The following is a 12,315-nucleotide window of genomic DNA, read 5'->3' as shown; positions in this document are numbered from 1 at the left end:
ACCCTGTTATACAAAAGCAGATGGGATATTGAAGTCTTCTTCAAATTCCTCAAACAGGAATTAAATTTCAGCCATCTAATAAACAGAAGTGAAAATGGCATCATGGTAGTACTTTACACTACCATGATTGCCGCAACACTCCTATTAACCTATAAAGAAATTAATGGGCTGAAAGGATATAAAATCATGAAACAACACTTCTTGAATGAGCTGGAAAAATTATTGATGAAAGATATTGTGGCCTTATGTGGTGGTGATCCTAATAAAGTAGATTTATTACTTAAAATTCCCCCAAAGTGATCTTCCGAACACTTATGGTGAGTCACGGACCATGGACACAAACAAAAAGTCCTGTTGAACAGGATGTTCAACAGGACTTTTTATCTAAATATTACCTTTATTACTTACCAGCTGCTTTCTGCATGGGGTTAGTACCAACAGACTGGCCTCTAACCGCTCCACCAGATTTAGCTTTGAAAGCATGAAATTTGCTTTCTTTAGCTTTACCTCCCCAACTGTTGTTTGAAGTATCAATATCAGCTGTTTCTCTCAATGGATCAACCAGTATCGATTCTACTTCTTTATCCTTTACATAGAACTTCGATGTTTTCAACTCATTATGTCTCCAAATCTGAGCAGGAATTCTGTCTATTTCCTTGGTGCCATCTTTATAAGTAAATTCAACAATAATTGGCATTACTAAACCACCCTTGTTGCTGAAGCTTAGCTCGTAAAGGTATTTTTCTTTATACTTACCTTGTTCTGAAGCCGGAACAGGTTCAAGCGGCAGTACTGTTTCTACCCTTGTAGCGGTGGTGGTATCTACAGTGACCATACCCCTGGCATACTTATAATAGAAATCCTGTGCTGCAGTATTTTTATCTACGTAAAAGTTAATCCTTTTATCCTCCCGGTTCCTGATTTTCGAAATATCTTCAAATGCATTTACCGCAGGGCGATCAACTTTAACCATTCTGGCTCTTGCCGCCGGAACATCTTTAGGGAAATCAGCTTTAGCGAATTTTACTGTATCCAGGGCAATATCACAAGGATCTGTCCCATAAAACCATCCTCTCCAAAACCAATCTAAATCTTCACCACTGGCATCTTCCATAGTACGGAATAGGTCTGCTGGCTCAGGATGTTTAAAAGCCCATCTTCTTGCATACTCTTTAAATGCATAATCGAAAAGTTCTCTACCCATGATGGTTTCACGAAGAATATTTAAGCCTGTTGCGGGTTTAGAATAAGCATTGGGACCGAAACGGGCAATATTTTCCGAATTCGTCATAATTGGCTCCAACTCATCTTTTGGAAGCTTCATATAATCTACAATGGTATGCGCCGGCCCTTTCTTACTAGGAAATTTGTTATCCCAAAGCTCCTCTGTTAAATACTCTACAAAAGAATTTAAGCCCTCATCCATCCAGGTCCATTGGCGCTCATCACTATTTACAATCATGGGGAAGAAATTATGCCCAACTTCGTGGATAATTACGCCCAGCATACCGTTTTTAGTACTTTCACTATAAGTTCCATCTACATCTGTACGGCCATAGTTGAAACAAATCATGGGATATTCCATTCCATTTGCAGCTTCAATACTTTGTGCAACGGGATAAGGATATGGGATAGTAAAATCTGAATAAGTTTTAATGGTGTGTGCCACAGCACGGGTAGAATATTTACTGTACAGGTTGTAGGCCTCTTTACCGTAAAAGCTCATGCACATTACGGTATTGTTATTGGCTTCAATCTTCTGAGGCATGGCATCCCAGATGAATTTACGGGAAGCTGTCCAGGCAAAGTCGCGGACGTTGTTGGCTTGAAAAACCCAGGTTTTCTTGGTACTTGCTTTCTTTGTTTCTGCAATTTTCGCTTCTTCCAACGTTTGAATTTCTACAGGTGCCGCAGCAGTTTTTGCTTTGTTGTAACGGCTTAACTGTGTTGGATTTAATACTGCACTATAGTTGATACACTCTCCGGTTGATCCCACCAGGTGATCTGCAGGAACCGTCATCTGCACCTTGAAATTGCCAAAGGTTAAAGCAAACTCACCCCTACCGGTAAACTGGTGGTTCTGCCAACCTTGAAAATCACTGTACACACATAAGCGTGGGTACCATTGCGTCATGGTGAATAAGTAATTGCCATCAGCAGGGAAATATTCATACCCTCCACGACCGCCAATGCTCATTCTATCGCTAATTTTATAATTCCAATCAATGTTGAAGATAAACTGTTGGCCTGATCTTAATGCCACAGGCAAATCGATCCGCATCATGGTTTTGTTAACCGTATATTTGAGGTTTTTCCCTAAAGCATCGGTTAACCTGGTAATGTTGATTCCGTAACCATTATTCGTTTTGGCGCTCAACTTATCCAGACTCGCAGTGGTCCCCATCTCTGGCATTTTGGTAGCATCCTGATAGTTGGCACTCCTATCGGTGCTGTGCTGGTTTTCATCCAACTGCAACCAGATATAAGTTAAGGGATCGGGAGAATTATTGGTATAAGTTACCGTTTCTGAACCAGTAAGCAGGAGGTTTTTCTCGTCCAGTTCGCATTTAATATTGTAATCTGCTCTTTGCTGCCAATATTTTACACCTGGTGCGCCACTCGCAGTGCGTTGTTCATTTGGCGTAGGTAGGATGGTGCCCAATTGTTCGAACTTATTCCCGTGGTTGCTTCCAGGATTGTTCTGAATGTTTTGAGCCGTGGCTAAACTGCCAGTAAGCAGCAGTAAACCAGACAGAGTAAACAATTTATTCATAATATGTTAGTTGTTAAAAAGGGATTCTTTCTAAAGCCATTTTTAAAGCCAGGCTAAATACGGCTGCCGAAACAAATAACACCCAACTCAGGCGTTTGATTCGGGTATAATTAAAAATAATAAATGTAATGAGCAGGATAATCATCACCATAAATACCTGACCCGCCTCTAAGCCTACATTAAATCCAAACAAACCCCAGCCAATGTTTTGATCTTTGGCCAGCATCATGCGGATAGAATTGGCAAAGCCCATCCCATGGATTAAGCCAAAACCTAAGGCAAAAAAGTAATTAATCTTTACCGATTTTAGAGAGAAATTTCTCCTACACAGGTTGCTTAGTGCCGTAACAACAATGGTGCAGGGAATTAAAAACTCTACCCATTTGCTATCAAAGCGGATAATATCCATTACACTTAACAAAAGTGTTAAGGAATGCCCCAGCGTAAATGCGGTTACCAAAATCAGCACCTGCTTAACATTATGATAGCTATATATAGCAACCAAAGCTAAAATAAAGAGTTGATGATCTAATGCATCCGCACTGATAATGTGTTCCCAACCTAGTTTAAAATAAAAGATAAAATCTTGCAACGGCATTAATAAATATTTTATTTGGGCTTTATAAAGCTTAAAATTAAATTTTTATTTACAAAATCAGGAAAACTAGACAAAAACATAGGTATAAATCCCAAATTTGTTACTAAATAGTGAAAATAATCAAATTTAGATTGGGACTTAGAAGGTTGAGTTTAGACCTTTTTTTGCTTGACTCAATCTTTTACCATCCCAGGCAGATGAGTTCGTCACAGCCTTCTCCAACAACTTATATTAAAGACCCTGAAACAAGTTCAGGGTGACGGATTTTTGAAGGGTTTTCAAAGTGGATTGATTTGAAAGAGATCTGCATCGTTGGCATCCTGAGCTTATCGAAGGACCTGATTAAACATTATTAGGGCGTTTCTACAAGCTCATCGTGACATTTGCGATTAGAAGTTTGGTTTATGAGATGCCCTCCAAGGATTTTGGATAGAATTTTTAAGAATTTTCAGGATGGATTTATTGAAAGTGATCTCCATCGAAATTGTCTTGTTATCCCCAAGATCGTCCTGCTGAACTTGTTTCAGCATCTTTACTAACAGGATTCAATCTGTTGCTATACTAGAAATCCAAATTCATTAGAGAACCCTACTTTCATATGAGATTGTAAACCAGACTGTTCTCAAGTTTCACAACTCTAAATCTTATATTTATTCCAACCCTAAAAATCAGATAACATGGTTAAATTAAAATACTACTTTCAAAGACCCGAAAAAGGTTATGATCCTGTTCCTGCAGCCTTTGCTGCAAAATATGCTGATAATGAGTACCAAAAACTGGATAATGATGTAGTAGACAAAATATGTGGCCAACTGGGAGCCTTAGAAAACAGAACCTTGCTTGATTTGGGTGGTGGCCCAGGGCAATTTAGCTTGGCCTTTGCCCAACGTGGGGCGCAGGTTACCTGGCACGACATTAGCCAGAACTACCTCAAGATTGCCCGGGAAAAGGCAAAAAACAGCAAAGTGAAGATTAACTTTAGCCTGGGTTATCTGGAAGAAGCCAAAGGCAAATTCGACGTGCTCTTCAACAGAATCTGTTGGTATTATTGCCTAAACGACAAACAGTTTGCCCATCAGATTTATGACCTGTTAAATGTTGGGGGAAAAGGCTTAATCATTGTTAACAATGAAGATTTCTTAAACAAGGAATTACAGGTAGAAAGACCGCTCAAAAAACTAATCATTAAGTTTAGCTTTTGGCTCAACGAAAAACTTGGCATTAAGCTCACCCATGTTCATCCCTCTCATCAAAAGCTAAAAAACATTTTCTCCAAATTAAAATTCCAGAACCTGAATATCGAAAGGAATGGCCATAACACCTTAATTATGTTCAACAAATAGTACGTTTAATGTTAACTTTGCGTTTTAAACAATACTTATGTTCATGCGCAGATTTAAATATTTCTTCTACCTTTTTTTATTTACTTGTCTAAATTTAGCTGCAAGCAACAAACACCCTTTACATGTAAGTACGACCGAGGTAAGTTATAATGCCAAAGACAAGACACTGGAGCTAAGCTGTAAAATTTTTACCGACGACTTTGAAGCCGTTTTAGCTAAACTTTACAAACAGAAGGTTGATCTTTCGAATCCTGCGTTAAAAAAGAACATGGACGAATTGGTTAAGAAATACTTGATTTCTCACCTCCAATTAAAGGCCAACGGCAAAGCGGTTACCTTAAATTATATTGGTTTTGAAATCGATCATGAAGCCACGAACATTTACCTGGAAGTAGAAAAAATAGCCTCCTTAAAATCAGTAACGGTAAGTAATACAATCCTTTACGACCAGTTTGACGACCAGATGAGCATCCTTCATGTAGTAAAGGGAAGCATACGCAAAAGCACAAAAATCCTCTATCCCGACCAAACCTTTACTGCAAACTTTTAATTGTAATTTTTGTATTAGATATAAAATCAACATTAAAATAACATTAATTTTAATGTTGCGTTTTACGTAGTAGTCATATTTCCGAGAGGAAAATTTGTTGTAACCTTAGTTTAATATTTGCCCCCTAATGTTTAAATAAGCTATGCATCTAATCATCTTCTCTACTGTTTTGACACCGAGGATTAAGTATATCTTTAGTTTCCTGTTTAAGGATATTTTGAAGGTTGAAGTAGAATTTACCGGTAATAGTCAATACTTTATACAAAGCAGCCTCCCCAAAGTAAGTTATGGGGAACAGCCTTTGGCCGATGAACTTTTTTTTAAAAGTACGCCACTCCTATTCTCTAATAAAGTTGAAGAAGCCCTGCTAAAGCCTATAACTTTTGGAGATTATCAGGTGCCCTTTGCCGTACAGGATTCGGCGTTACCTTTTGATGTTTTTGCGGCCTCATTTTTTATCCTCAGCAGATATGAAGAATATCTTTTCCAAAAGAAGACAACAGAAGAATTTAAGGCAAATAAGAGCTTTCAATATAAGTGGAGGATTTTAAACCGCCCAATTATTGACGAATGGGCATTGATGCTGAAAAACCTGATCCGCAAAAAATATCCAGACTTTAAGTTTCATCAGAAACATTTCAGTCACCACCCCACTATCAATTTTACTGTTAGTCCACGCTTACCTAAGGGCTTTATTAATAAATCAAAGTTTTTATTCGGCGCTTTTTTTCAGAAACGCAACCGCTATCTGAGCAGCAAGTTCGACCGCCTAACAGGAGTTGACATCAATAATGAAGAGGTATTGAATGCGGTGACCCAATGGCTATCCCATAAAAAGACAAAGCCACTTTACTTTGTTAATTTTCCAGATATCCCTACCCCTTACTTGCGGGTAAACGGACTCAGTAAATGTTTATCGCAAAAAGCAGTTGGACTACTAAGACCCTGTGCGGATAGTCCGCAAGGTATCTCAACTATAAAAGACAACCTGATTAAGCTCAAAAAGATACATCCTGAGCTAATTCACCTCACCAGCCAGCAATTGGAAATTTTAAAATTCCCGATTTGCTACCTTAACCTGCTGAGTTCAGGTTTTATAGCTGATTTTTCTATGGGTTATGCCGATACCATCGGATTTAGAGCCGGTACCTGTACGCCATTCAACTGGTACGACTTACAGCTAGAGAAAGCCACAACCTTGAAAGTGAATGCTTATTGTATGACCGATCAAGCCCTTCAGTTTCTACCGCTGGAAGAAGGAAAAAAAACAGTTAACCATCTAATAGATCAGGTGAAGGTGGTAAATGGTACATTTTACAGCACCTGGCAATTGAGAAGTCTATCAGATCATTTAAAGTATAAAAAGCTGAGAACCCTCTTCACAGAAATGCTACAATCTGTAGGAGATTGAACAATTTTTGGTGCATTGAAAAATATAAACCTTAAATTTAACGGAAGATAAGACACCCGTATAGCCCTTTATTGATCATGATTTTTAATCTCAGCAAAACCAAATCCATTGCCAACACTTTCATTGCCGAATTACGGGATGAAAACATCCAGAAAGATTCTATGCGCTTTCGCAAGAACTTAGAGCGTATTGGTGAATTTTTTGCTTATGAAATCAGTAAAAATCTAAAATATGAAAGCAAGGACGTGGTTACGCCATTGGGTGTTTCTACCTGTGAAGTATTGGACCAGCAGCCAGTTCTGTCCACCATTTTAAGGGCAGGATTACCGCTTCAACAAGGATTGCTTAATATTTATGATAAAGCTGAATGCTGCTTTATTTCTGCTTACCGAAAAGTAAAGAAGAGTGGTGATTTCGTCATTCAGATGGATTATATCTCTAGTCCGGATTTAAACGACCGCGTATTAATTATGGCCGACCCCATGTTGGCTACCGGACAAAGCATGGTAATGTGTTGTAAAGAACTCATTAACCGATATAAGATAACCGAGCTCCATATTGTAGCCGCCATTGCCAGCACTGAAGGCGTGGCGCATGTTCGTGCAAATTTACCAAAGGCCAAACTCTGGCTGGGCGCCATTGATGAGGAAATGACCAGCAAATCTTACATTGTTCCCGGTTTAGGAGATGCTGGAGATTTAGCTTATGGGGAAAAAGTATAGTTTAATGTAAAATGGGTAAATGGAAGAGGGAATATTTAGCTATAGGCAGGGTCCGTCGTCCATAATTCCATTATTACATCTTACCTTTAATGTAAAATGGAGAAATGTATGATGGAGGGCTTGCTATAGGCAGGGTCCGTCGTCCATAATTCCATTATAACATCTTACATTTTAAACAACATCGTTTTTGCGAAAAATCTTTGCGAACTTTGCCTTTACATGCATCATTCCAAAAAACATATCTTCTTTGACCTCGATCATACCATTTGGGATTTCGACCGCAATGCGGAGGAAACCTTAAATGAGCTTTATCACACGTACAAACTGGGCGACTTAGGTTTAAATTCCTGTGCCGATTTCATTGCGACATACACGGAAAACAATCACCAGCTGTGGGCAGATTATCACCTTGGGAAGATAACCAAGGAATTTCTGCGTTCAGAGCGCTTTAGCAAAACCTTTTTGCAAATGGGTATTCATCCGGATGCAGTGCCACATCAATTTGAAGATGATTATGTAAGCATCTCTCCTACCAAAACCAACTTATTTGATGGTGCAGAAGATGTTTTAACTTACTTACAGCAGAAATATACGCTGCATATTATCTCTAATGGCTTTAAGGAAACCACTTTAACCAAGATGCATCTTTCCAAGCTAAATCCTTACTTTCAAAATGTAATTATTTCTGAAGATGTAGGCGTTAATAAACCCAGTCCAATTATTTTCGAGTTCGCCTTAGATAAAGCAAAGGCTAAAAAGGAAGAAAGTATCATGATCGGTGATAGTTTAGAAGCCGATATTTATGGCGCTTTGAATTTTGGGATGGAGGCGATCTTTTTTAACCCAACTCAAAAGGAAAAGCCTGAGAACGTAAAAAAGGAAATTCTACATCTTAAAGAGTTATTGGAACTGTTTTAGCGTAGTTGTGAAAACCATGGCCTACATGGTGCATTTTTTTTCACCATATAAGACACGCAAGATCATTTAGCTTAGCAATGCGCTTAGTCTGGTAAATTCATATAAGTAGAAAACTGAAAGCTAATTCTTATTTTTTTATATGACTTAAATGGTTCAATTCTTTTTACCGTACATACCATAATAATAAGTTTCTCTTTGAACCGCAAAGGTTGCAGGGTTTAACGCAAAGATTTAACCACAGAGAAAATGAGGAATACACGGAGCACACAGAGATAGCTTCGCTATTGGCAATAGCACACAGAGAAATGCTAGCGTGCCTTTAGTAATAAAATTAAATTCTGTGCCTTCCGTGTTTCCGTGGCTAAAACCATTATGCACTCAGGAAACAAATCAAGATCCCCAACTCCCCTACTTTTCGAGGAGGGGCTGCGGGCGACTGTGTAGTGGTGGGGGTGGCTATTTGCTTCATGAAAGCCTATACTGAGCCAATGCACCTGCTTCCTATTTTTCTTCTATGGCTTACATGGTTCAATTTTTTTCACCTTTTAAAAAATTTAAACTTTCCATAAGCTAAATTACCGCTCTATTTTGTTGTCATTTTTGGATAAAAGGTAATTCGGTTTATCTTTATTGAATGATGGTTTCAAAAGTCAATACTTCTATTCACCAAATTGTGGATACTTATAAAGCAAAATTACTCCACTATAATGAAGCGGTTTTTCAAACGACTCCTCCTATTGCCGGCTGGAGCTACAGCGAAGTTTTTGCTCATATTTTTGATTCGAGTATATTATCAGTAATGGCTTTAGAAAACTGCATCAACGGCAAGGGAGAAGATCAGAAGACGTTTTTTACAGTGAAGTTGATTTTGCTTTGGGGTGCTTTGCCTCCTCAAAAATACAAGGTTCCTAAAAGGCTAATTGATCGGGTAAAGAAAATGACTAAAACTGAAGCGATGCGACTTATTCACCAATTTGAAAATGCATTAAATAAAGCATATCCCAATATTTCAAAGGCTGCTTCAAATCAAAAGACTAAGCATCCCCGTCTGGGTTATTTAAACGCCAAACAATGGCATCGCTTTATCGAAATTCATCTCAAACACCACCTGAAACAGCTTAACCGCATAGAAAAGAGTTTTCAGCAAAGCATTTAATTTTTACATCTTTGCGTTGATGAAATTACCCGTAATAAAAGGTTTTGATGAAGAAGCATTTAACAAGTATTTGAAAAATACGGGTTGGTTGATGTTTGGAAAAATATTGAGCCTTCTTGTTGGGCTATTGGTAGCTCGATATTTAGGGCCGGATGCATTTGGGGAGCTGAATTTCGGATTAGCCTTGGTAGCGATCCTGGCTGCTATAGGTGCATTAGGCCTGGATACTTTTATCATCAGGGAAATTGTACAGGAACCAGATAAAAAAAATGAAATTTTAGGCACTTCTCTTTGGCTAAGAATAATAACGAATGCCTTGTTAATTCCGATTGCCATGGGAATTTATGGGTTAAGTCACCAGTTGTCTTCAACTCCCGGGCAATCATTAACGCTAATGGTAGGTTTGCTGGCATTGGCCTCGTTCTTCAAATCTTTCAATGTGATTGATGTTTATTTTCAATCGCAGGTACAATCGAAATATGTCGTACAGGTACAAAACATCTGTCTGATTATTTCTGCAGCGGTTAAAATCACAATCGTTTCCTTAAACCTGCCGCTTATTTATATTGTTCTGGCATTGGTTTTTGATGGTCTGATTTTAGCATTTGGATTGGTATTGATATATCAAAAAAGAGGCTTCAATATTTTTGAATGGACTTATAGTGGAATCCGGGCTAAATCTCTGCTTAAGCAATCAGCTCCGCTGATACTTTCTGCCGTAATGGTTTCACTCTACATGAAAATTGATGTGGTAATGCTTAAGGATGTAGGAAGCAAGGCGGTAGGCATTTACAGTGCAGCGGCCAATCTGAGCGAGGCCTGGTATTTTATTCCCGTAGCTATCATTACATCAGTTTTTCCGGCGCTGATTCATGCGAGAAAAACGGATCATGACCGTTATATCAAAAGATTGGGTAACTTGTATGATTTACTCATTTTTATTTGTATCCCTACCGCTGTCGTTGTAAGTTTTTTAGGGAATTTTATCATCCATTTACTTTATTCAAACAAATTTGAAGGTGCGGGAGCCATGCTTTCTATCCATATTTGGTCGGGCGTTTTCGTCTTTTTAGGCAGCGCCAGCTCCCAATACCTTTTGGCAGAAGGTTACACTAAAATAGCTTTCTACAGAACTGCCGCAGGTGCCCTGGTAAACATTTTACTAAATCTGTGGTTAATACCGAAATATGCAGGAATAGGTGCATCGATAGCTACACTTATCGCTTGCGCGGTTTCAACATTTTATCTTTTATTTATACCCAAAACCCGTCAACAAGGGATTATGATGTTAAAATCATTATTTTTGGTCACGGCATTTCAAAAAATATTTAAACGTTGAGCACTTTAAAAGCACTAACTCATCTCCTGGCCAAACCCCATCGGTTAAAGGCATTATTATCCTATGGCCATAAAGGCTACTTAAACAGCATCGGTTGGTTTACTGCTTTTGATAAGAAGCAGGCCGTAGATGGAAAGGGTCGGGCATTGCCTTGGGTAACCTACTCTTTTATTGATTTCATTAGGGAACGCATTAATAAGGAGCAAGATATCTTCGAATACGGCTCTGGAAGTTCTACCATATTTTATGCTGAACGGGCTAAATCAGTTACTTCTGTTGAACACGATAAAGGTTGGTTTGACCGTGTAAAAAATACCAGTCCAGGCAACGCTGAGATGATTTTCTGTCAGCTGGAAAAGGATGGCGAATATGCTCAAAAAGCAAAGCTGTTGAATAGAAAATTCGATATTATTATTGTAGATGGGCGCGACCGTGTGAACTGCTGCAAACACAGTATTGATGCATTATCCAGCCATGGCGTATTGGTGTTAGACGATAGTGAGCGTGAAGTATACGAGCCAGCAAGAGCATTTCTGAAACAAAATGGCTTTAAGGAACTCAGCTTCAGTGGAATTTCTCCGGGGCTTTTTTACGAAAAAGCAACTTCTGTTTTCTATAAAGCAGATAATTGTTTAGAAATTTAAGCAAATCTTATCCCTACCATGTTAAGCGAAGAAGTTAAAACCGCCTACGATAATTTTTACACCAATAGCGATGTTGCCTGGCGTATGCTGGGTGCAAAATACAAGGCACAAAATATTGTTGATGTTTGTAAAGGTGTTAAACCACAAAAGGTACTCGAAGTGGGTGCTGGTGATGGAAGCATCCTGCATTTCTTAAACGACTGGCATTTTGCCCCTGAACTGTATGCATTAGAAATTGCGCAAAGTGGTGTAGATCTGATCAATGAAAGAAAACTCTCCAGGCTTGTTCTTGCACAGTCGTTTGATGGATATAAAATTCCTTTTGAAGACGATACTTTCGACCTCGTGATTCTGGCCCACGTGCTGGAGCATGTAGAACACGAACGTATTTTGCTACGCGAGTTGAAAAGAGTAGCCAAATATATTGTTGTTGAGGTTCCTAAGGATTACCGATTTGGTGTAGATAAACGCATGAAGCATTTTTTGGATTATGGGCACATCAACATGTACACCCCTACTTCACTCAGGTTTTTATTACAAAGTGAAGGTTTGGAAATATTAGCAGATAAGATTTCCATGACTGCTCCTGAAACGACCAAATTCAACGAGTTTATCAATAGAAAAGCGCCAAAAACATTTACCAAGAACCTAAAGATTGAACTGGAATATCGTTTAAAAAAGATGCTCGGAAATTTATTGGGCATTAAAAAACAAGAGCAATTTGCGAATGCCTATACGGTTTTAACACAAAAGTCTGATTCAAATTTGCATATTTTTTAAAGTTCGATCTAAAATAATGCGAAACAATTGAAAAATGTAAGATGGCAGGATGGAAGATGTACGCTCATATCATCAAAACTT

The 12,315-nt window shown here is 38.5% G+C and carries 12 protein-coding genes; 10 read left to right on the top strand and 2 right to left on the bottom strand.

Features of this window, described 5'->3' with window-relative positions:
* Window positions 1-300: transposase (locus BMX11_RS01585; RefSeq protein ID WP_139180107.1), on the top strand; the 300-nt coding region annotated here is incomplete at its 5' end.
* A gap of 100 nt (window positions 301-400) precedes the next feature.
* Here the strand turns inward: BMX11_RS01585 and BMX11_RS01580 are convergent.
* Window positions 401-2,773, bottom strand: coding sequence for a M1 family metallopeptidase (locus BMX11_RS01580; protein ID WP_090880319.1), 2,373 nt, complete (start codon window positions 2,771-2,773; stop codon window positions 401-403).
* A 13-nt stretch (window positions 2,774-2,786) separates the two neighbouring features.
* Entirely contained in the window at window positions 2,787-3,371 is a 585-nt protein-coding gene (locus BMX11_RS01575; protein WP_217643792.1) for a HupE/UreJ family protein, read from the bottom strand.
* Between the two features lie 677 nt (window positions 3,372-4,048).
* Here BMX11_RS01575 and BMX11_RS01570 point away from each other — a divergent pair.
* The 9 genes from BMX11_RS01570 to BMX11_RS01530 all read left to right on the top strand — a co-directional run bounded on the left by BMX11_RS01570 (window position 4,049) and on the right by BMX11_RS01530 (window position 12,234).
* On the top strand, window positions 4,049-4,714 hold the full coding sequence (locus BMX11_RS01570; protein ID WP_090880316.1) for a class I SAM-dependent methyltransferase: 666 nt from the start codon (window positions 4,049-4,051) through the stop codon (window positions 4,712-4,714).
* A 43-nt stretch (window positions 4,715-4,757) separates the two neighbouring features.
* On the top strand, window positions 4,758-5,264 hold the full coding sequence (locus BMX11_RS01565; protein WP_139180106.1) for a DUF6702 family protein: 507 nt from the start codon (window positions 4,758-4,760) through the stop codon (window positions 5,262-5,264).
* A gap of 142 nt (window positions 5,265-5,406) precedes the next feature.
* Entirely contained in the window at window positions 5,407-6,675 is a 1,269-nt protein-coding gene (locus BMX11_RS01560) for a DUF7033 domain-containing protein (RefSeq protein ID WP_090880311.1), read from the top strand.
* Window positions 6,676-6,752: 77 nt separating this feature from the next.
* Window positions 6,753-7,397, top strand: coding sequence for a uracil phosphoribosyltransferase (gene upp / locus BMX11_RS01555; RefSeq protein ID WP_090880308.1), 645 nt, complete (start codon window positions 6,753-6,755; stop codon window positions 7,395-7,397).
* A gap of 219 nt (window positions 7,398-7,616) precedes the next feature.
* Window positions 7,617-8,315, top strand: coding sequence for a YjjG family noncanonical pyrimidine nucleotidase (locus BMX11_RS01550; RefSeq protein ID WP_090880305.1), 699 nt, complete (start codon window positions 7,617-7,619; stop codon window positions 8,313-8,315).
* A 634-nt stretch (window positions 8,316-8,949) separates the two neighbouring features.
* Entirely contained in the window at window positions 8,950-9,471 is a 522-nt protein-coding gene (locus tag BMX11_RS01545) for a DinB family protein (RefSeq protein WP_090880302.1), read from the top strand.
* 19 nt (window positions 9,472-9,490) lie between these two features.
* Window positions 9,491-10,810: a flippase gene (locus BMX11_RS01540; RefSeq protein ID WP_090880299.1), complete on the top strand. Its 1,320-nt coding sequence runs from the start codon at window positions 9,491-9,493 to the stop codon at window positions 10,808-10,810.
* Complete coding sequence (locus BMX11_RS01535) at window positions 10,807-11,454, top strand: class I SAM-dependent methyltransferase (RefSeq protein ID WP_090880297.1); 648 nt, start codon at window positions 10,807-10,809, stop codon at window positions 11,452-11,454. Before BMX11_RS01540 ends, BMX11_RS01535 begins: the two co-directional genes overlap by 4 nt.
* A gap of 18 nt (window positions 11,455-11,472) precedes the next feature.
* Window positions 11,473-12,234, top strand: a complete 762-nt coding sequence (locus tag BMX11_RS01530) for a class I SAM-dependent methyltransferase (protein WP_090880293.1) — start codon at window positions 11,473-11,475, stop codon at window positions 12,232-12,234.
* Window positions 12,235-12,315 lie beyond the last annotated feature (81 nt).

This window comes from Pedobacter rhizosphaerae, from assembly GCF_900111155.1.
GTDB lineage: Bacteria > Bacteroidota > Bacteroidia > Sphingobacteriales > Sphingobacteriaceae > Pedobacter > Pedobacter rhizosphaerae.
This window is presented reverse-complemented; position numbering and strand designations above follow the sequence as displayed.